This is a genomic window from Arthrobacter oryzae (assembly GCF_030718995.1).
Lineage (GTDB): Bacteria > Actinomycetota > Actinomycetes > Actinomycetales > Micrococcaceae > Arthrobacter > Arthrobacter oryzae_C.
On sequence record NZ_CP132204.1, the window covers coordinates 3,831,290 to 3,850,874 of the forward strand.

General features: G+C 64.8%; 21 protein-coding genes and 3 pseudogenes. 7 read left to right on the plus strand and 17 right to left on the minus strand.

The genetic code is table 11. From position 1 onward, the window contains the following. Positions 1-364: 364 nt before the first annotated feature. A complete protein-coding gene (locus Q8Z05_RS17490; protein ID WP_305940841.1) occupies positions 365-508 on the minus strand; it encodes a helix-turn-helix domain-containing protein in 144 nt (47 codons plus the stop codon). 194 nt (positions 509-702) lie between these two features. On the opposite strand from Q8Z05_RS17490, the gene Q8Z05_RS17495 reads away from it, so the two are divergent. Further along, complete coding sequence (locus tag Q8Z05_RS17495; protein WP_305940842.1) at positions 703-825, plus strand: hypothetical protein; 123 nt, start codon at positions 703-705, stop codon at positions 823-825. Positions 826-1,020: 195 nt separating this feature from the next. Here Q8Z05_RS17495 and Q8Z05_RS17500 read toward each other — a convergent pair whose 3' ends face one another. Continuing rightward, a complete protein-coding gene (locus tag Q8Z05_RS17500; protein ID WP_305940843.1) occupies positions 1,021-1,269 on the minus strand; it encodes a hypothetical protein in 249 nt (82 codons plus the stop codon). A gap of 328 nt (positions 1,270-1,597) precedes the next feature. Between Q8Z05_RS17500 and Q8Z05_RS17505 the strand changes: the two are divergent. Further along, positions 1,598-1,780, plus strand: a pseudogene (locus Q8Z05_RS17505) (ATP-binding protein); the annotation flags it as partial. An 83-nt stretch (positions 1,781-1,863) separates the two neighbouring features. Here the strand turns inward: Q8Z05_RS17505 and Q8Z05_RS17510 are convergent. From Q8Z05_RS17510 to Q8Z05_RS17570, 13 genes and pseudogenes are all read right to left on the minus strand, one after another. Continuing rightward, on the minus strand, positions 1,864-2,343 hold the full coding sequence (locus Q8Z05_RS17510) for a mycothiol transferase (protein WP_305940844.1): 480 nt from the start codon (positions 2,341-2,343) through the stop codon (positions 1,864-1,866). Continuing rightward, the gene (locus Q8Z05_RS17515) at positions 2,340-2,741 is read right to left on the minus strand and encodes a VOC family protein (protein WP_305943611.1); all 402 of its coding nucleotides are present in this window, start codon (positions 2,739-2,741) and stop codon (positions 2,340-2,342) included. The genes Q8Z05_RS17510 and Q8Z05_RS17515 overlap by 4 nt, the downstream gene beginning before the upstream one ends. A gap of 96 nt (positions 2,742-2,837) precedes the next feature. Further along, positions 2,838-3,251, minus strand: a pseudogene (locus tag Q8Z05_RS17520) (SRPBCC family protein); the annotation flags it as partial. Then, entirely contained in the window at positions 3,248-3,601 is a 354-nt protein-coding gene (locus Q8Z05_RS17525) for an ArsR/SmtB family transcription factor (protein WP_305940845.1), read from the minus strand. The gene Q8Z05_RS17525 and the pseudogene Q8Z05_RS17520, both read right to left, overlap by 4 nt. Positions 3,602-3,969: 368 nt before the next feature. Beyond that, positions 3,970-4,217 (minus strand): annotated as a pseudogene (locus Q8Z05_RS17530) (ArsR family transcriptional regulator); the annotation flags it as partial. 95 nt (positions 4,218-4,312) lie between these two features. Further along, positions 4,313-5,563 (minus strand): AGE family epimerase/isomerase, encoded by a 1,251-nt coding sequence (locus Q8Z05_RS17535; RefSeq protein ID WP_305940846.1) that lies wholly within the window; start codon positions 5,561-5,563, stop codon positions 4,313-4,315. Positions 5,564-5,847: 284 nt separating this feature from the next. Further along, positions 5,848-6,591: a sulfite exporter TauE/SafE family protein gene (locus Q8Z05_RS17540; RefSeq protein ID WP_305940847.1), complete on the minus strand. Its 744-nt coding sequence runs from the start codon at positions 6,589-6,591 to the stop codon at positions 5,848-5,850. Then, positions 6,592-8,031 (minus strand): NAD-dependent succinate-semialdehyde dehydrogenase, encoded by a 1,440-nt coding sequence (locus tag Q8Z05_RS17545; protein WP_305940848.1) that lies wholly within the window; start codon positions 8,029-8,031, stop codon positions 6,592-6,594. It abuts the gene before it with no gap. 41 nt (positions 8,032-8,072) lie between these two features. Further along, positions 8,073-8,888, minus strand: a complete 816-nt coding sequence (locus Q8Z05_RS17550) for a carbohydrate ABC transporter permease (protein ID WP_305940849.1) — start codon at positions 8,886-8,888, stop codon at positions 8,073-8,075. A gap of 4 nt (positions 8,889-8,892) precedes the next feature. Then, complete coding sequence (locus tag Q8Z05_RS17555) at positions 8,893-9,855, minus strand: carbohydrate ABC transporter permease (RefSeq protein ID WP_305940850.1); 963 nt, start codon at positions 9,853-9,855, stop codon at positions 8,893-8,895. Beyond that, complete coding sequence (locus Q8Z05_RS17560) at positions 9,852-11,138, minus strand: ABC transporter substrate-binding protein (RefSeq protein ID WP_305940851.1); 1,287 nt, start codon at positions 11,136-11,138, stop codon at positions 9,852-9,854. Before Q8Z05_RS17560 ends, Q8Z05_RS17555 begins: the two co-directional genes overlap by 4 nt. Before the next feature lie 89 nt (positions 11,139-11,227). Continuing rightward, the gene (locus Q8Z05_RS17565; RefSeq protein ID WP_305940852.1) at positions 11,228-12,112 is read right to left on the minus strand and encodes an aldolase; all 885 of its coding nucleotides are present in this window, start codon (positions 12,110-12,112) and stop codon (positions 11,228-11,230) included. A 16-nt stretch (positions 12,113-12,128) separates the two neighbouring features. Beyond that, complete coding sequence (locus tag Q8Z05_RS17570) at positions 12,129-13,064, minus strand: carbohydrate kinase family protein (RefSeq protein WP_305940853.1); 936 nt, start codon at positions 13,062-13,064, stop codon at positions 12,129-12,131. A 117-nt stretch (positions 13,065-13,181) separates the two neighbouring features. Between Q8Z05_RS17570 and Q8Z05_RS17575 the strand changes: the two genes are divergently transcribed. The 4 genes from Q8Z05_RS17575 to Q8Z05_RS21500 all read left to right on the plus strand — a co-directional run bounded on the left by Q8Z05_RS17575 (position 13,182) and on the right by Q8Z05_RS21500 (position 15,832). Then, complete coding sequence (locus tag Q8Z05_RS17575) at positions 13,182-14,324, plus strand: Gfo/Idh/MocA family protein (protein WP_305940854.1); 1,143 nt, start codon at positions 13,182-13,184, stop codon at positions 14,322-14,324. 72 nt (positions 14,325-14,396) lie between these two features. Next, positions 14,397-15,179, plus strand: a complete 783-nt coding sequence (locus Q8Z05_RS17580) for a DeoR/GlpR family DNA-binding transcription regulator (protein ID WP_305940855.1) — start codon at positions 14,397-14,399, stop codon at positions 15,177-15,179. 131 nt (positions 15,180-15,310) lie between these two features. Continuing rightward, positions 15,311-15,601, plus strand: a complete 291-nt coding sequence (locus Q8Z05_RS21495) for an NAD(P)-dependent oxidoreductase (RefSeq protein WP_371745876.1) — start codon at positions 15,311-15,313, stop codon at positions 15,599-15,601. Positions 15,602-15,649: 48 nt separating this feature from the next. Continuing rightward, on the plus strand, positions 15,650-15,832 hold the full coding sequence (locus Q8Z05_RS21500) for a hypothetical protein (RefSeq protein ID WP_371745877.1): 183 nt from the start codon (positions 15,650-15,652) through the stop codon (positions 15,830-15,832). Here the strand turns inward: Q8Z05_RS21500 and Q8Z05_RS17590 are convergent. Next, a complete protein-coding gene (locus Q8Z05_RS17590) occupies positions 15,829-17,217 on the minus strand; it encodes a phosphomannomutase/phosphoglucomutase (RefSeq protein WP_305940856.1) in 1,389 nt (462 codons plus the stop codon). The two genes, Q8Z05_RS21500 and Q8Z05_RS17590, sit on opposite strands and share 4 nt — an antisense overlap. Positions 17,218-17,578: 361 nt before the next feature. On the opposite strand from Q8Z05_RS17590, the gene Q8Z05_RS17595 reads away from it, so the two are divergent. Beyond that, complete coding sequence (locus tag Q8Z05_RS17595; RefSeq protein ID WP_305940857.1) at positions 17,579-17,980, plus strand: glycosyl hydrolase 53 family protein; 402 nt, start codon at positions 17,579-17,581, stop codon at positions 17,978-17,980. 1 nt (position 17,981) lies between these two features. Here the strand turns inward: Q8Z05_RS17595 and Q8Z05_RS17600 are convergent, their stop codons facing one another. Further along, a complete protein-coding gene (locus Q8Z05_RS17600) occupies positions 17,982-18,998 on the minus strand; it encodes a DUF808 domain-containing protein (RefSeq protein ID WP_305940858.1) in 1,017 nt (338 codons plus the stop codon). Positions 18,999-19,585 lie beyond the last annotated feature (587 nt).

Genomic DNA, 19,585 nt, shown 5'->3' on the forward strand with positions numbered 1-19,585 from the left:
GCCGACAGCCACGTTGGCGGCGGGCCGGTGCCGCGACGCAGTTGTAGATCTGGGTTCGGTTTGGAACGGGAGCTGTATCCGCTGACCAGGGTGATGATCACGCTATGCCGCGGAGGAAGTAGCCGGGGCGGCAAGACGCCCTCGTGTATGCATGCAGGAGGGCCGGGCTGTGTAGGCTCTTTTCCGGCTGGGGCTCATATTCCCGGCGGACAGTGGAGGAATTTCATATTTGCAGCGGAACGCCATGAATGTGCGCGGCCAGGGTTCAGGGCCCAATGACCTGAAGACTCGTCGGGTTCGTCCGTTGCGAAGCAAGTGAAATATCTGCGGCTGTCTCACAGACCCGAGGCCTGAGATAGTGCGGCTAACCTGTCCGAGGATCCGCTGCCGGCTCGGCGTTCTTGGCCAGGACACGGGCGACCGTCGATTTGGACGTCCCGAGCTGCTGGGCGATGGCCCGGTAGGACAGCTTCCGGCGGGCCATTTCCAGGATGCGCTCGGGCTTCACTTCCGGCCTGGTCCACCGCGTTCCTGGACCAGCCGGGCCAGCGTGCGCTTCCGGCGCTGGAATACCGAACCGACCGGGGGAGCGAGGGCGAGCCCAAAGGCATCCCCTCGGGCGGCCAGTTCGCCGCCGCTGCTCACGCGCAACCCGACATCACGGTCGAAGCTCCGGCCAATTACGCCGCTGCCGCGGACGTCATGGCGACCCGCAGCGGACACTCCGAAGTGATCTACGTCCACTACAACGAACGCCTGACCAGCGGCCAGATCGAGAGCATCGTTGCCGAGGACTGGGCCGGTGCTGAAGACTTCGGTTCTTGAATTACCGGATCGATTTCCATCTGGAGCCGATCAGCTAAGAGGCTTTGGTGCCGGCGCCGGCTAGGCCGGGTATCCGCATTCTCAGTCGGACCCCCGCGCCGCCGGCTAGCCACCACCGTGCTCCGTCAACCTGAAAAGCAGCCGGGAACCCACGGTTGGGTAGCACCGTTGAGGTCCGCCGTTCGCCTACCTCAACTAAGGAGTGGGCGTGCAGTTGGTGGAGGTGATGAGTATCGGAACATCCGAGTCGAAGAAGATGCTGACGTCTTGATTGGGGGCGGCCCCCTGGCTCACCAAGACGGCGTCGACGGTGCGGATGTTGACCTGAAAGGTGGAGCGCTGGTTCAACACATATGTGTTTCCCAGGTCACCGGTTCCCGTCAGATGGACCGTGACCTGCCCGGTGCCGTCGTCGTGGCGGACCCTCGTTGCAGTGCCTGACATTAGGACTGTCTCCTGGTTGCAGGTATTCACCTGCGTGGTGCGGCTTCGTGGTCGCCGAGACGTGGTGATTCGCCAGGCGCTTATCGGGTTTCACCCCTGTAACGGGCCTAGCAGGGCCTTCCTGATGGCGGGTCGGCCGCGGCTGGGGGGGCATCGCGGTCTCAGCCGATGCCATCGCCGCCGGCCCTGCCACCCACGGGACGGACAGAAGCCTCATGGCACACGAGTATCCGGTACCTGCCTTCAGTCGTCCCCTCTGCGCATGCCTGCCGTACACGACCGGACCGGTGACAGATAGGCGTTCGCGCAGACCGACCCGGCGTAAATGGTGCTTACTGAACGCGAAGAAAAAGCATCAGTGGCCATCGCCACCAACGAATCCTTATCCGGCTGGACCACCTTCACCGACCCACGTCTGTGCGCTGCGATTGTGGACCGGCTGACCTTCGAAGGGACCCTCATCGGAACCGGCACTGGCTCCTACCGGCTCGCCCACGTGGTGGCCCAGTAAACGGCTAGTTAAAACGTTAGGATCGCGGCGATACGTCGGTGTTCTTCAATCGGGCTGCGGTCTGCAGCATCCAAGGGTCGGGACTATTCCAATACAAGATCCTGATGGCCATCGATTAGCTCTCGAATGATGTCGAGGTGGCCCGCGTGGACGGAAGTCTCGGCGAGCACGCGAAACACGACCTCACGCCCATTGGACATCGGTGGTGCGTCCAACACGCTGGTTGGAGGCCACCACCGGGGAGGGGCATCCAAATCGATCTTCGCAAGGACTTCATCACTTCGAGAGATTTCACGCTTGTAGATGTTGACGGCCACGGAACCGGTCATCGGTTCGGAAGCCCAACCGTTGTGAAGTTCGGCAATCGCCCTGTCATCACCACCGAGAACGGCCGATATCCAGAACATCTCGTCGTCGAAGGCCAGGTGGTTGAGCAGTTGCGTCATTGTCCAGCCGGACGGGATTAGAGTTCGACGCATCGCATCGTTCTCGAGGCCATCGACTGTTCGAAGAACATGTCTTCGCTCACTCGCCAGCTGAGCAAGCAATTGGGCGTCGCTCATGTCGCCGGCTCGTATCCGACAAGCCAGTGAAGTCCATGGCGATCAATGACTTGGCCATCGGAGGCGCCCCAAGGCTTGGGCGAGAGTGGATCGAGCACCGACCCGTCAACGGAAAGTTTATCGAACCACTCATGGAGGACTGTCGGTTCGGCGGTTCCCAGCAGCGAGAGCATCATGCCTTCGAGCCGGACCGTTGTTTGGCCTTCGGCTGCGTCCGACCCTGCCAGAGCCACGACGCCGTTGAGCACTCCATGAGCTACGGCTTCTGGTGGGCCGTCGCTCCTGCCGAAGTCCTCGTACGTGTGCAGGGAAAGCTCACCGCCGAAAACATCCGCGTAAAAGTTCAAGGCCTCCCGCGCAGTTCCCGGAAAGAAGACATAGATCTGGGGCCCGGCCATGCGCCCATTGGTCACCGTGGTCATGGCGGTGCTGTCCTTGACCCGGTCGATGGTAGCGCCCCAGCCCTCCTGGGTGCCTCCCAGCATGAGCTTTTGAACCTCTTCGAGATCGAGATGCCCAGAGAACTGAACCGTGAGGACGAGCTCCGTTTCCGTGCCCAAGTCGTTCAGCTGCACCGTGACAACAGGAGCGGTCAGTTCGTTCTCGCCGTCGAGTTCGGGCCAGCCTCCGACTGCTCCCCAGCGGAAGACGAGTCGTTCGTCGGGAACGATCTCCAGGTAAATTCCCCCGGTGGGGTAGCTGAGGTCTTCATCGACGATCATCTGCTGCTTCCACGTTCCCCCAACGCGCAGGTCCACCTCTATGGGTGTGGCGGGCGTGGGCATGTCGGGATTGTAGAACCAGGCAAGGTGCTCAGGGTCAGTCCACGCGGTAAACACGGCATGCCGCGATGCAGCCAAAATGCGGGTGAGGGTGAAGCTTCGATCCTGCGTCGGGTAGTCGGTCATGATCTTTCCTCCGGTTCTGTAATCTCATCGGGTCGATCGGGTGTTATGGCGAGCTGAGCGTCCAGGCGCTCCAGCCGTGTGCTCAAGAAGTCGCGGTACGGGCGCATCCATTCCTCAACCTGCTGTAGGGGCGCAGGTTGGAGACGGCAGTTCCTCCACTGGGCAGACCTGGATTTAGTAATAAGCCCGGCCTGCTCGAGCACTTTCAGGTGGCGTGATACGGAGGGCACGCTTATTGAGTGCGGGGCGGCCAGTTCGGTAACCGTCGCGTCACCCTGCTGTAGTTGGGCAAGCAAAGCGCGACGAGTCGGATCTGCCAGCGCAAGGAAAATAGTGCTCAGTTCGTCCATTTGCACGCCAGCCTAATTACGCATTCACGTAAATACAAGGCCGGATGGTCAGTGCTATCCCGTTCCTTGGATATGTGATACCCCACCGCGAAGGACAGCCAATTCCTCGGCTGCCGGCTAGTGGTTCCCGATGAGACTGCAATCTCAAGATCAAGTGGGCCCAAATCAGGTTGACATTCTCATTTTCGGCTCCTGAACTGCTTAGCCTAGTGACAACGAAGCGCTGAAGTGAGTTTGTTCCGTTCGTCATCCCGTTTTTTGATGACATCCCATTCATGCTCCGCGCCGTCGCTTCAGACATGACCAGCGTGCAAATCAACCGCGGCATAACCGCGTGGACGCGGCCGGGACCAGATTGAGGACGGTCCGTATTTGCTCACCCAGCGGTCGCGGATGAGGCGGATAGGCACCTGGTTCAGGAAGTGCAGCATTTTGCGGCTCCGACGGCGGTTCACCGCCAGTCCGGCTTCCTCGAGCAGCTTGAGGTGCTTGGCCATCCCGAAGCGGGCTTCCAGGGTCCCCGCGATTATCCGTCCTCGCGGAAAAGCTCATCGAGCAGGTCCCGGCTGGTGGGGGCGGAGCGTGCCCTGAAGGAGGCGTCCGTGCAACCCGGAATAGGTGACCAATGTGGTCACCTATTCTGGGTTGCTGGGTGTCTAAATAGCGCCTTTCCGCAGGATCCACGAAATCAGGGGCCGCAGGTTTCTCGTGTTACCTGGACGCAGCGAGGCGTGCATCCAGCAGGCCGGCCGCGACTGCTGGAGCAAGCCCTGGTGCCAGTGGAAGTCGCGGGACCACCAGGCAGTGCCAGAGGTGATAGATGTCCGCCTTGCCGGACCACACGGTCGAGGTGACATTGCCGTTCTCGTCGAGTTCCTGCTTCCAGGACCCGTGCTCGTAGTCGATGAACCAGTCGCGGGCGTGGTCCCAGATTCGCTCGTACCAGTCCGCGTACTTCTGGTCGCCGGTGGCGATGTAGAGGGCTGCCGCGCCCCCGATTGCCTCGGCGGGAACCCAGCGAATGCGGGTGGTGACAACCGGCTTGCCTTCCCAGTCGACGGTGTAAACAAATCCCGGATGACCGTCCGGCTCCCAGGCGTCGCGGATGGCGGCGTCGAACAGGCCCCGCGAGTCCTCCAGCAGCCAGGCTGGAACCTCCATGCCGCGGGCTTCGAGCCCGGCGCGGACGTGCAGGAGCAGGCGTGCCCACTCAACCCAGTGGCCGGGGGTTCCGCCGTACGCGCGGAACTGGCTGGCCCGGTCATCGGTGTTGTACTCCGGCATGGGGTTCCACTCCGGGTCGAAGTGCTCGAAGACGCGGTAGTTGTTGTTGCGCGCAAAGTCGTGGATGAGCACCTCGGCGATGTGGAGGGCGCGTTCGAGCCAGCGGTTCTCCCCGGTCACATCGGCGACGATGAGGTACGCCTCGACGGAGTGCATGCTCGCGTTCCCGCCACGGTAGGCTTCGGTTTCCGTGAATTCCCGGTTCCACGAGTCGAAGCACATGCCGGCGTCGTGGTCCCAGAACCTCGTGTCAGCGATGCGCAGTGCCTCGTCGAGCAATTCCCTGGCGCCCGGGCGGTTGGCCGCAACGGCGCTGGCAGCGGCGAGGAGCACGAAGGAGTGCTGGTAACCGGACTTGGTGTCGTTTACCGGTCCGTTCCCGTCCACCTCGGCATACCAGCCGCCGAACTCATCGTCGTGGAAGACTCCGTTGAGGGCGGCGATGCCGTGGTCGACGAGTGTCGCAGCGCCTGGCCGCCCCATCAGTGCAGCGACCGCGAAACTATGAACCATCCGCGCGGTAATCCAGAGGTGGGTCGGCTTGTCGGTGAACACCGCGCCGTTGTTGTCGAGCCAGCCGAATCCGGTGGGCACCTTTGAACCCGCGGCGAAATTGATCAGCCGATCGGTTTCGGCCTCGAGCCATCGCGCGTGAGCGGCGCTGTTCAGCCACGTCATGTTATTTCCTTCCATGGTGCGGATGCAGATTGAGAATGATGCCTGATTAGTGAGTGCCGAAGTCGGTGTCTGTGTATGCGCCGGCAACACGGGCAGTGCCCCCGCAGCCGCACTGCCCTCCAACATCAAGCTGGAGGGTCACTGGAGCGCCCGCATCAATCGTCAGGGTGAAGGTCTCGCCCTTGTTGGTGGACACGCGCAGTAGGTTTTCTTGTGGCGAAACGACTGTCATAGCCGCCCTTTCGTTGGTGGTTCGGTGGATGGGATGGGTGCAGCAGCGGCTGTCAGCCGACGACACCGAGCACGCCGCGGATGATGGTGGCAGCCGCTCCGAGGTACGCCAGGACGATCAGCAGGACCTGGGCGGCACGGGCGGGGACGAACCGGGCAGCGACGTCGCCCAGCACCAGCCCTGCGAGGCAGGCCACGGCGACGGCCACCCACATTCCCCATGGCAGCGCGGGGAACGTTGCCGGGGCCGTGAGGGCCTTGGAGATCAGCGAGAACACACCGATGGTAAAAAAGTACGGTTGCATGGTGGCAGCGAAGGATTTGTGCGGCCACCGGGTGGCGATGGAGTACATGCTGACAGCAGGCCCGCCCACCCCTGCCGCCGTATTCATAAACCCGCTCAGGCCGCCGGCCGTGAAAAGGTAGCGGCGGCGCGGAGTGAGCGTGGCGGACTTGAGGCCAAGCAAAATGGTGAGCCCGACGGCGAGGAGCACCCCGATGGAGATCTCCAGCACCGCCGGCGGGATGAGCCGGATCAGCAAGGCTGCCGGGATGATCCCCAGCAGCGCCGACGCCGCCAGTGCCGCGTACCGCTTCCAGTCGATGTCCCGCAGCACCCGGAAGATGATGGCTCCCGCCGTCACGGCGCCGCAGAGGTTCACCAGCACCACCCCCTCCACCGGGCCAAGGAGCAGGACCAGGAAGGGAGCAGCCACCAGGGCGAAGCCCATGCCGGTGATGCGCTGCATCCCGGCTCCCATGACGACGGCGCCCAGAACCAACCCGGTGGTCAGCATTTACGGCTTCCAGGCCACGTACTGGATCTCCTCGAACTCCTCGAGCCCAAGGCTTGATCCTTCGCGGCCCAGGCCGGACTGCTTGGCGCCTCCCATGGGGGCGAAGGCCACGGAAGGGAGGGGATCGTTGACCCCTACGATGCCGGCTTCCAGGCGTTCGGGGATGTCCCAGGCACGCTTGGGGTCGCGGCTCCAGAGGTACGCGGCGAGGCCCATCTCGGTGGCGTTCGCCTTGCGGATGGCGTCCTCGTCCGAGGTGAAGGTCACGACGCCGGCCGCCGGGCCGAACACTTCTTCGCTCACCAGGGGTGCGTCGTCGGGGACGTCCGTGAGCAGTGTGGGGGCCATGAACGCGCCGCGCGCCGGAACATCGGTCCGCTGAGTGACGCGGCGGGCGCCGCGCGTGAGGGCGTCGTCCACCAGGGCCTGGACCGCGGCCACCCGATCGGCGTCGATCATGGGGCCGAGGTCCGGAACGCCAGAACCGTCGTCGGGGACGCCGTGGCCAATGCTCATGGCGTCGAACCGCGCGGCCAGTTTCTGCGAAAATTCCTCGGCGATGCTGTCCTGGACCAGGAAGCGGTTCGCTGCCACGCACGACTGGCCGGTGTTACGGAGCCGGCCCAGAACAGCACCGTCGACGGCGGCATCCAGGTCCGCGTCCTCGAAGACAATGAACGGTGCGTTGCCGCCGAGTTCAAGCAGCGGACGGACCACGCGCTCTGAAGCGGAGGCCATGATCTGGCGGCCCACACCGGTGGATCCGGTGAAGCTGACGGCCCGCACGGCGGGGTGCTGGAGCAGGGCGGCGGTGATTTCACGCGAGGGTCCGTGGACCAGGTTGACGACGCCGGCGGGGAACCCGGCGTCGTGCAGGACCTCGAACAGGCCGGTGGCGGCGAGCGGCGCCTTTTCGGAGACCCGGCCTACGACGGTGCAGCCTGCGGCCAGCATTGCGGCGAGCTTGCGGGCCTGGATGGATACGGGAAAGTTCCACGGGGTGAGGCTGAGTGCCACGCCGATGGGTTTGCGGAGGCTGAGGTGGCGCCGGCCGTGGAGTTCGGGCGGGCTGACGGTGCCGGTGGAGCGGCGGACTTCCTCGGCGAACCAGCGGAAGTATTCAACAGAGAAGTCCACTTCTCCCTGGGCTTCCGGGAGCCGTTTTCCGGCTTCCAGGGCCAGGGTATGGGCCAGTTCGTCGCGGCGTTCGGCCAGCAGGTCCGCGGCGTTCCGGAGCAGGTCTGCCCGGGTGCGGGCTGTCGTCCGGGACCAGGACCCGAAGGCTTCGGCCGCGGCGTCTGCGGCCGCTGTGGCGTCGTCGGCGCTGCCCCAGGCCACTTCGCCGACGGTGCCGCCGTTTCCGGGGTCGGTTACGTCCTTGGAACTGCCGGCGGTGTGCCAGGTTCCTTTCACCAGGTGGCGGGCTGATTTGAGGTTCACGTGTGGTGCCTTTCGTTGGGCTGGTGGAGGTCCGGGGGTCCTCATCCTTTGCTTGCTCCGGCGGTGATACCGGCGACGAAGTAGCGCTGCAGGAAGACGTAGGCCACCACGACGGGCAGGGACGCCAGGATGACGCCGGCGAACAGGAGCGGGTAGTTGGTCTGGAACTCGCCCTGGAAGCTGAGCAGTGCCAGCGGCAGGGTCCGGTTACCCGGGGACTGGATGAACAGGAGCGGATAGAGGAGTTCGTTCCAGTGGATGACGAACAGGAAGATGGCCGCGGCAGCAACGGACGGGGCGGACAGGGGGAGCGCGATGGACACGTACGTCCGCCACGGGCCGGTGCCGTCAATGGAGGATGCCTCGTAGAGTTCCTTGGGCAGGGTCCGCATGAAGCCGCCGAGGATAAACACGGCGATGGGCAGGGTGGACACCACGTTGGCAAGCACCAGGCCTGCCAGGCTGTCCAGCAGACCGAGCCGGCCGAACAGGACGTACAGCGGCACCATGTTGGCCTGGGCCGGGATGGCCATGCCCAGGACCAGGAAGCCGAAGATGGCCCAGGCCATAAACCCCTTGAGCCGGGAGATGGCGTACCCGGCGAGGCTGGCCAGGAAGAGGGTCAGGGGGACCGAGATGGCGGTGACAAAGACGCTGTTCATGAACGACGACCCCAGATCCTGGCCGCCGATCACCTCCGCGTAGTTGGCGGGTGAGAGGGACTGCGGCAGACTGAACGGCCCGGCGAAAAGTTCCTGCGTGGACTTGAAGCTGCCGAACCCCACCACGGTCAGCGGAACGATGATGATGACCGCGTAGATTCCAAGAATTGCGCGGCGACTTAGTGAAGCGAGCATGCTGTCATTCCCCCTTCGGGGTCAGCCGGAGCAACCGGCGCTGGAGCCAAGTGACCAGGGCGATCATCGCCATAAAGATGATCGACTGGGCGGCGGCGTAGCCGAATTCCGAGTTGGCAAAGGTGCTGTAAATGCGGGTGGAGAGGATATCCAGGGACTGCTTGGGCGGGTTCCCCGCGATGCCCAGGATCAGGTCGAAGGCCTTGAATGACTGGACGGTGGTGTAGGCAACGACGATTGACGTTGCCGGGGCCACAAACGGCCAGGTAATGGACTTGAATTGCTGCCATTTGCCGGCACCGTCCATCTCCGCGGCTTCATACAGTTCCCGCGGGATGGCCTGCAGGCCCGCGATGTAGACCACCATCATCTGTCCCGCGTGGAACCAGACCTGCGTCACGGCCACCCAGTACAGGGCCTGGGCGTTGTTGCCGAGGTAGGAACCCTGCAGGGCTTCCAGGCCAACTCCGTCCAGGACCGCGTTGGCCAGGCCGAAGTTGGGGTCGTAGATGAACTTCCAGATGAAGGCCACGGAGACGGAGGAGAGGATGGTGGGGAAGAAGAACAGGGCCCGGAGCAGGATGCTGCCGCGTGAGTTCTTCGTGAGGAGCAGGGCCAGCACCAGGGAGAAGGCCGTCTGCGCGATGACCACCATCAGCACGAACTTCAGGTTGTTGGTCAGCGCGTTGGTGAAGAGCGAGTCCTTGGTGAACGCGCGGACAAAGTTGTCCAGCCCCACGTAGTTGAACGCTGCTGAGAAGCCGTTCCAGTCCGTGATGGCGTACTGGAATGCCTGCAGGGTGGGCATCACCAGGAAGAAGGCGATGATGGCGACGGCGGGAAGCGGGAAGAGGTACAGTGCCGGATTCACCCGAGTGGGGGAGCGGCGGCGCCCGTTCGCGGCGTCGGTTTCGGTGCGGCTGTCCGGGGCCTTCCGTTTGGCAGCCATTTTGGTGTGGGTGCTCATAGCCGTTCGTCAACAATCTTCTGGGCGGCTTCGGCGGCCTGATCGGGGCTGGTGCCCGAGATGACCGCCGTGGCGCTGGCCTCCACCGCGTTGCGGACATCAAGGTTCTGGAACTGGAAGCGGGCGGCCAGGGCCGTCTTCTTGTCCAGCCAGGGGCTCAGTCGCTTCAGGTCCGCGTTGGTGTACTCCACGCCGTTCACGGCCACGTGCTGGGCTGTCTGGTTGGCGTAGTAGCCGGCGTTCCCGGGCTCGGAGAGGAAGTCGATCCACGCGGCGGAGGCGGCCTGGTTCTTGCTTGCCGAGTTGACGCCGAGGATGAACGTGGCGTTGTAGGCACCTTCGAATTTGCCGCTGCCGTCGGAGGTGTTGGGGAAGACAAGTTCGATGGGGAACGTGGCTCCCAGCCCGCGGACTGCGGCAAGGTGGTAGGAGCCGGTGGCCAGCATGGCGGCCTTGCCCTGCGAGAACAGGTTCTGCGCCGGCTCCACCGCGGTACCGGTGGCGTTGGGCTGCAGGTACGGGACCAGGTCCTTGTACTGGCCCAGCATCTTCAGGAACCAGTCGTCGGTGCACTTGAGCTTGCCCTGCTCGATCTGGGCGCACATGTCGTCAACCGGGGCGTTGTTGGCGATCATGCAGTTGAACAGTTGGCCACCGTTTCCGACGTCGCCGCCCGGCCAGGAGATGGGGATGACCCCGGAGGCCGCGAGCTTCTCGCACATGGCCAGGAAGCCGTCCCAGTCCTTCGGGGCGATCTCCGCGCCGGCCTTGTCGAACAGGTCGGCGTTGGCCATCGGCATGGGGAAGACCACCTGGTAAGGCAGGCCCAGCTGGCTGTCGCCTGACTGTCCGGCTGTCAGCAGGCCCGGCTGGTAATTGGCTGCCGCCTTGCTGCCCTTGAGCTCGGTGTAGATTCCAGCCTCGGTGAAGTTCTTGAACTGGGCGCCTCGGAAGGTGGCGAACGCGTCTCCGATGGCTGCGCCGCGGACCTTCTGCAGGCCCTGGGCGTTGTAGTCGTTGGAGGTGGAGATGTCCTGGACCACCTCCACGCCGTCGTGCAGTGCCGCGAAGCGCTTGATGAGTTCGTCGAACACTGCCTTGTCCTCACCGCGCCAGTGGGCGAACGAGACCTTGCCCGTGACGGCGCCGGTGGCGGGTGCGGCCGGGCCGGTGGCGCCGCCGGGCCCCGTGGTGCCGCCCGGTCCGGCGCATGCTGCCGCAGTTGCTCCGAAGCCCAGGGCTCCGAGAATCGCGATGGCCTGCCTGCGTGAAATCTGACTCACAACATTCTCCTCGTTGAGTGTTTTGCTATGCCTTGCTTGTTGCCAACGGAATGGCTGTCACCAGGAAGCGCTTGGCGCGTCGGGACTGCTCATGCACGGGTCTTTTGCGACGAGACCACGTCGTCCACCACGGCGCAGAGGCGCTGCAGCCGCCGCACGGCGTCAGTGGACAGGGATTCGACGACGTCGGGGGCGCCGATGCAGGACGCCCAGACTGCGCGTCCGGACAGGAAACCGCTGGCGCCTTCGAGGCATGCCCACCGGACGGCGTCGGGGAAGACGTCCTCCGGGACGCCGGAGGACAGCACCACCCACGGGCCATCGATGGCGTTGGTCAGGTCTGCACAGGCGGCGCGGACGTCGGCTTCGGGTGCCTGGCCCTTGAAGGGGACCTCGGCCTTGTAGAGGTCGGCGCCCAGGCTCCCCAGTTCCTTGGCAGCGGCCAGGATCCCGGCGTTCCAGTCGAAGTCGCCGCCGGAGAGGGGTTTGCGGGAAACAGGTTCGATGATGCTGATGAGCCCGGCAGACTTACAGATCTCCACGAATTCGCGGACCATGGCCACGCGGCCGTCGGCGGGCTCGTCCGGGCGGTACAGCACCAGCAGCTTGAGGGCCTTGACGCCGAGGGCGGCGTATTTGTGCGGGTCCACCAGCCGGTCGATGGTCACTTCGCCCACCAGCTCGCCGTGCGCGGATTCGAAGTGGTCGGCGGAGGCGATGAGTCCGCAGCCGGGGTCAACCACGTTGTCCTCGATGGCCTGGTCGAGGGCGAACTGCCGGTCGATGAGGACGCCGGAGGCGTAGGGGGTGAGGATTTTGGCGGCCTGGAGCTTGAAGTCCTGGAGGTCCTGGTCCGTGACGGGGGCTGCCTGGTGTTCGGCGATCATGTTGCGCATCGCCTCACGCTGGTCCACGGCGAGCATCGCGAATGCGCCGGACGGACGCTGGAGGGGTGAGAGGTCTGTGAGGGTCATGTGCTGCTTCTTTCAGCTAGGCGGTGTGGTTCGTGGCTAGGACAGGAGTAATGGTCTGGTGCGGGATTTTGGAACGGCCGTCCAGTCCCTCGCAGGAGGCGGAGGCGGTGCGGCCGGCGAAAGCTGCGGCGTCGACCAGCGGCAGGCCGGCGGCAACAGCGGCGAGGAGGGCGCCGTGGTAGACGTCGCCGGCGCCGAGGGTGGACAGGATGGTGGCCGGCGTGGCCGGAACGTGGACCGCGGGACCGTTTCCGGCTTTCACCCAGGCGCCCTCGGCGCCGGCCGTCGCGACGACTGCGGAGGCGCCGTCGTCGATGGCTTTCTGGAGCAGTTCCTCAACGGCCAGGTGCCCGCCGTACTCGGCGCTGAGCCGCTCGACGGTGGGCACATAGAGGGCCACGCCGCGCGGGCTGAAGGACGGGATGGGGTTGCCGGCGTCCACGCTGATGTTCAGGTCTGCGGCGTTCAGCCCGGGGATGCGGGAGACGGCGTTCCAGCCCAGATGGTCCACGTGGACCCAGGCAGCCGAGTCCAGCAGTTCACGGAAGCGGCCTTCGGCAGGGAAGCTGACCGGCGGCACCGGGCGGGTGACGATGGCCCGGCTTTCGGAGGCCGTGCTGACCACAATCACGCTGGCCCCTGTTTTCACGGCGGGGTCGCGGATCACCGCTGAGGTGTCCACGCCTTCTGCCTGCAGGCCGCTGATGATGCGGTCGCCCTCCTCGTCCGTTCCCAGAACTCCGGCGAACGCTGTGTTTGCGCCGGCCCGGGCTGCGGCAACGGCTGCGGTTGCCGCGGGTCCGCCGCCTGCAGTGGCGAAGTCTGAGGCAACGGTGCGGCTGTCTGCGGCAGGGTAATCCTGGACAAGTGCAATGGAGTCAAGAGTTGCGCAGCCTATGAAGAGCAGGGTTCCTGATGACGGTTGGTACACGTTCCACCTCGTTGTAGTCACGGCTTGTACTGAAGAAATATACACACGCTATGTTGGAATAACAACACTTTCTGTATAGTTCTGTTTGGGATGCAACGCCGCGGTCCCCATACTCAACGTAGAGAAACGGAGCAGCTCATGTCATTGCCTTCTGCGGAATCGGTCCGGACCATTCGTTACGGACTTATCGGTGCCGGCCATATGGCCCGCGAACACGTCCGGAACCTTGCCCTGATCCCGGGAAGCCACATCACCGCCGTATCCGATCCCCAGCCGTCGTCGCTGGCGGAAACCGTCGCGGAAATCGGCTACGAGGTACAGACCTTCTCCAGCCACCAGGACCTGCTCGCGTCTGGCCTGGTGGATGCGCTGGTCATCGCCAGCCCCAACGACACGCACCTGGCCATCCTCAAAGACATCTTTGCCAGCGGCACCAACCTGCCCGTGCTGGTGGAGAAGCCGGTGTGCACCTCGGCGGAGCAGGCCGACGAACTTGAATCCCTCGCAGCCGGCTATCCTGCCCCGGTCTGGGTTGCCATGGAGTACAGGTACATGCCGCCGGTCCAGGAGATCATCCAGGCCGCCCACGGCGGCAAGCTGGGCAACGTCTACATGCTGTCCATCGTGGAGCACCGGTTCCCGTTCCTTCACAAGGTGGACGCCTGGAACCGCTTTGCCGAGCGGACCGGCGGCACGCTGGTGGAGAAGTGCTGCCACTTCTTTGACCTGATGCGGCTGATCCTGCAGGACGAGCCTGTCCGTGTCTACGCAAGCGGAGGCCACGACGTCAACCACATGGACGAGGTATATGACGGCCGGGTCTCGGACATGATCGACAACGCCTACGTGATTGTGGACTTCAAGGGCGGCCGCCGGGCCATGCTGGAACTGTCCATGTTCGCCGAAGGCTCCAAGTTCCAGGAGCGCATCTCCATCGTGGGCGATGCCGCCAAGATCGAGACCCTCATTCCGGTGGCGGCCAACCACTGGATCGAGGGCGACGAAGCCGAGGCCACGGTGGAATTCAGCCCGCGGTCGCCGCTGGGTCCGGAGCTGCATGAGGTTCCGGTCGATGAAGCCGTGCTCGCCGCGGGCGCCCACCACGGTTCCACGTACTACGAGCACCTTGGCTACCGTAAGGCCATACTGGGCGAAGGCCCGGTGGAAGTTACCGTCGCGGACGGCCTCCAGTCCGTCCGTATGGGCCTCGCGGCCGAGCGTTCCATCATCGAAGGACGCCCCGTGGAACTGCTGAATGCGGGCGCAGGGGCCAGGCATTAAGTAGATTTGTGTTGGAATTGCAACAGGCTGCCAGGGTAACGCATCCGGCTAAGGGAAGCAGGAGAAGGGGATATGAGCAGCTCACATGAAGAGGCGCCGCTGACGCCCCGCCAGCGCACCATCCTGGACCAACTCGAGCGTCGGGGGTTCATCTCCACGATGGACCTCGCCGAAACGTTCGCGGTCTCGGACATGACGGTTCGGCGGGACACCCGCGTGCTGTCCCAAAAGGGGCTGGTGCGGGTTGTGCACGGCGGAGTCAGCGCGGTCAACGCCAACGGGCAGAATGCGGACTTCGCGGCCAGGGTTCGGGAGGACTCCGACGCGAAGCAGAGGGTGGCGCGGGCCTGTGTGTCGATGATCAGCGAGCGGGACGCCATCATCCTGGACGCCGGAACCACCACCTACCAGATCGCCCAGGAGTTGCCGGCGTCGTTTGCGGGCACCATCATCACGCATTCGGCCCCCGCCATCCAACGGTGCCTGCAGCTGACATCTGCCCGGACCATCTGCCTCGGTGGTGAGCTGCTCCTGGACAGCCAGGCCTTCAACGGGCCCATGACGGTCTCCGCCGCAGCCGGCCTCCGCGCGAAGACGGCGTTTATCGGGGTCAGCGGAATCCATGACGAGGCGTTCTACATCGAACGGGACGTGGAACGCGCCACCAAGATTGCGCTGATGAATTCCGCGGAACAAGTGGTGGTGGTGGCCACGCACCAGAAAATGCTGCGGTACGCGCTGGCCCGGCTTGCGGCGTTTGACGCGGCCGACGTCCTGATCACGGATGCTCCGCCGCCGCGGGAGATCGAGGCAGCGCTGCGGGCCGCCAACGTCAAACTGGTGGTGGCGCGGTGACGGCCCGATGCCGTTGGGCCCCCCGACGATGTCGACTTCGTGCTGTGGGACCTGGCCGGGCCCGCCCCGTCGGAACGGTTTGACCTCCGGGTACGACGGCGTAGCGGCCGTCTTACCCGCGGGTTGCCTTGATGATTGCCAGCCAGCGCGGGATTCAGGATTTTGTGCGGGGCCAGGCGACTGGGACCTGGGACAACGGCCAGCGTCCCAGCCTGGCAGACCGCCGCGTGCTGCTGGTGGGTTACGGGGGAGTGGGCAAGGCCATCGATGCCAGGCTGCTGCCGTTTGAAACCCATGTGACACGGATGGCCAGCCGTGAACGCGACGACGGGCGGGCCGCATCCACGGGATCGATTCGCTGTACGCGCAGCTGCCGCTGCACTCCCGGTGAACGTGGCACGCGGCCCGGTGGCCGTCACTAAGGCGTTGCTTCGTGAGACGGCCTCGGGAGGCTGCGGGCCGCGCTGGACGTGACCGACCCCGAGCCGTTGCCGGCGGGCCATCCGCTGTGGACAGTTCCCGGGGTGCTGATCACGCCCCATGTGGGCGGGGCCAGTTTGGCCATGCTGCCGCGGATGGCCAGACTGGTCCGCAACCAGATCTCTCTGCTGCTTGCGGGCGAGGAGCCGGTGAACGTGGTGCTGGGCCGCTAGGCGCGGATCTGCTGCAGGACGGCGTCGCGCACCCGGGCCATGGTGGCGGCGTCGGCGGCTTCGACGTTAAGCCGCAGTAGTTCCTCCGTGTTGGAGGCCCTCAGGTTGAACCACCAGTCCCCGTCCTTGCTGCTGACGCTGAGCCCGTCGAGTTCATCGATCACGGCACCGTTCGCGTAGCTGGCCCGCACGTCCGCCACCTTGCTGTCGACGCCGTCCACGGATGAGTTGATTTCGCCGCTGGCCGCGTACGGGTCGAACTCGCGGGCCAGTTCAGACAAGGGCCGCTCCTGCTCGCCGAGGGCGGCCAGGACGTGCATGGCGGCAAGCATGCCCGTGTCCGCGTTGTAGAAATCGCGGAAGTAGTAGTGGGCCGAGTGTTCGCCGCCGAACACGGCGCCCTCCTCGGCCATCCGGGCCTTGATAAAGGAATGCCCCACCCGGGTCCGGACCGTCCGTCCGCCCGCGGCGGCAACAATTTCCGGCACCGCGCGCGACGTGATCAGGTTGTGGATGATCACCGGCTCGGCTTCCCCGGCGGCCTGGGCGCGGTGGATCTCCCGGACGGCAATCAATGCCGTAACGGCCGACGGCGTCACTGGCCTTCCGTTCTCGTCGACCACGAAGCAGCGGTCGGCGTCGCCGTCGAAGGCCAGGCCAATGTCGGCGCCGTGGGCGATGACGGCGGCCTGCAGGTCGCGGAGGTTCTCCGGCTCAAGGGGGTTGGCAGGATGGTTGGGGAACGTCCCGTCGAGTTCGAAGTAAAGCGGGACAACAGTGAGCGGCAGCGCGGGGTGGAACTGGTCCCCAAGGACCGCAGGAACGGTCAGGCCCGCCATGCCGTTGCCGGCGTCCACCACCACTTTCAACGGCCGGACGGCATTCAAGGGCACCAGCGAGCGGAGCTTTTCGGCGTAGCCCGCGAGCACGTCAAGCGTGGACACGGTGCCCTGGGCCGCGGCTGCGGGGATCTCGTGGTCGACATACTGCTGGGCCAGGTCCCGTATGGCCGTGAGCCCGGATTCGGCGGAGACCGGCACGGCGCCGGCTTTAGCCATCTTGATCCCGTTGTATTCCGCGGGGTTATGGCTCGCGGTGAAAATGGCCCCGGCTATGTCCAGGGCGCCGCACACGTAGTAGAGCTCATCGGTGGAGATAAGGCCCAGGGACTTCACATCCGCACCGCGCCGGGCAGCGCCCGCCGCAAAGGCGCCGCTGAAGCCGGGTGAAGAGGGCCGCATGTCCCCTCCGCAGGCGATGGTCTGGCCGGACAGGCCCAGCACGTCCACAAACGCGGCGCCCACGGCTTCGGCGCTTTTCTCGTTGATGGAAACGCCGACGAGGCCCCTCACGTCATAGGCCTTGAAGGACGGTGACAGGTCCATATTGCTCCCGGGAAGTCGTGGCCATGCGCATTAGTAGCTATGCGAACATGGAGTGTTGGAATTTCAACACAACTCTAGCAGGTGAAGGTCACGTCTCACGGAATCGGCTCAGCAATAGACCGACGGGTCGCCGGAACGGTGCGGGCCCGCCTGAGCGTTCCGGTGCCACTGCACCGCCTCGGCGTTCCCGGGCGACGCCGGGCGACGCCGGTCAGCGAAAGACTGCGGCGAGACTTGGTTCGCTCCGTCACGGTGGCGTGCCGGGAGTTGGACCCCGGATACGCCGAAGTGCTCGGCTTTGAGAGCGAAGGCGTATTCAATCGCCCTGAGCTGGTGGTTCGACTAAGTACCGGCCCGCGCGGTGCCCTTCCACATCATCGGATTGTCCTACTACGGCTACTGGCACGGGACACTGGCCAACCTCCAAGGCGCCGTGACGACGCTGTCCTCCCGCTTCAACAAAGGCGCCATCGTCGTCGAAACGTCCTGCTCGTTCACCCTCGCCGACAACCCCAACGCCCACTGGGTGAACGTCATCACCAGCACCACACAGTTGGTGAAGAACTGCCCGGCCACCCCGGCCGGGCAGGCAGCCAACTTCCGCGCCGTCCAGGACGTCGTGGCTTCCGCCCCAGGCGGCCGCGGACTCGGCGCTGTCTACTGGGAGCCAGGTTGGCGCTCGGTCTCGGAGGCATTCGCGGTGTCCGGCAACGTCCTGGAGTTCATGACCCCGGAGCTCGTGGCCCTACCCCGTCAGCCATAGGCTACGAAGCCGAATCGGAGTTGCGGTTCGCCGGCTCATGCACGGCGGCTGCGTCGCTCTCATCGTGCCCGTTGTTCTTATTGCCGAACGGCAGCACTTTCAGCAGCGGGCCCACGATGGCCATGACAATGAGGCCCCAGGCGAGTCCGAGGACAGCCGAGCACAGCGTGTTTACGAGCCAGCCCAGGAAGGCACCAACCACCGCGATCCCGGCGGCAGGCTCCTCAAGGACATGGACGAGGTCGTATGGGGCGTGCCAGCCGAGGTCGTAGGCTCCCTGCAGCATGATGTGCCCGCCAACCCAGAGCATGGCGATCGTCCCGACGAGGGTAATAGCGGCCAGCACGGAGGGCATCCCCTTGACGAGCATCTCGCCGACGCGCTGGGAACCCTTGGACTCCTTGGCGGCCAGGTGCAGGCCGACGTCGTCCATTTTGACGATGAGTGCGACGGCGCCGTACACGAGCACTGTGATCACGAGAGCCACGACGACCAGGATGAGGGCCCGGACCCACAGGGATTCAGCGGCCACCTCGTTCATCGAGATGACCATGATCTCGCAGGACAGGATGAAGTCGGTGGTGATGGCGCCCTTGACGACCTTGGCCTCCGCCTCGGGTCCCCGTTCGACCGCCGGCGTATCTTCGTCCGCGGAGTGATGCCCGCGGAGCTTGTGCCAGACCTTCTCGGCGCCTTCGTAGCAGAGGTAGGTGCCGCCTGCCATGAGGATGAAGGGAATGGCCCCCGGGATGAAGGCGCTGATGAGCAGCAGTGCCGGCAGGATGATTAGCAGCTTGTTTTTGAGCGAGCCCCAGAAGATCCGCTTGATCATCGGCAGTTCGCGTGACGGGTCTGCACCGGACACGTACTGCGGGGTGACGGCGGCGTCGTCGATCACCACACCTGCGGCCTTCGCCCCCGCTTTGGCGGCACCGGCAGCGACGTCGTCCACCGAGGCGGCAGCTATGCGGGCCAGGGCTGCGATGTCGTCCAGCAGGGCGACAAGACCGCCGCTCACAGCTCGCTCCCACGCTGGTCGAGGGCAGGCTGCTGGGCGTGAAGGTCCTGGGTGAGGCGCGTGATTGGCATGCTCAGATTATATGAGCGGAACCTGGCAAAGCCGCACCCGCGTACCGGCCCATGAACCTGGTGGCGTAGGCGACCCCGTCCCCCTCCTCGCACGGGATGCCTTCAACGGCGTTGCCCCGGCCGCCAGGTGCATGTCTGTTGCGATGGGTTCCGGGGCGGTCATTGGCGTGCTTGCAATCGCAGGAGTTCTGAAAGCATCGACTGGCCGTTTGATCATCTCGAGTCTCGTTTTCGCACTGCTGCTATTAGCTGCCGCCGTCGCGCCGGCCGTGTCGGACCAGGTCCTGGAACTGCAGACAACACGAGGCCTCACGGCGCGCAGTGAGTGATTTCTCCTAATGCCTGACTGCCCGGGAACGTGGGCCATCAGGCCATGGAAGGGCTGAAGAGTTTGAATCGCGGTGAAGAACCGTGAAAACCATTGAATTCATGTGCGCCAGATACCCCAAGCCAACCCGTCATGCCCTCGCGAGAGGCGTGCTTACAAACGCGGGTGAACATTCCAGCACTCCGATC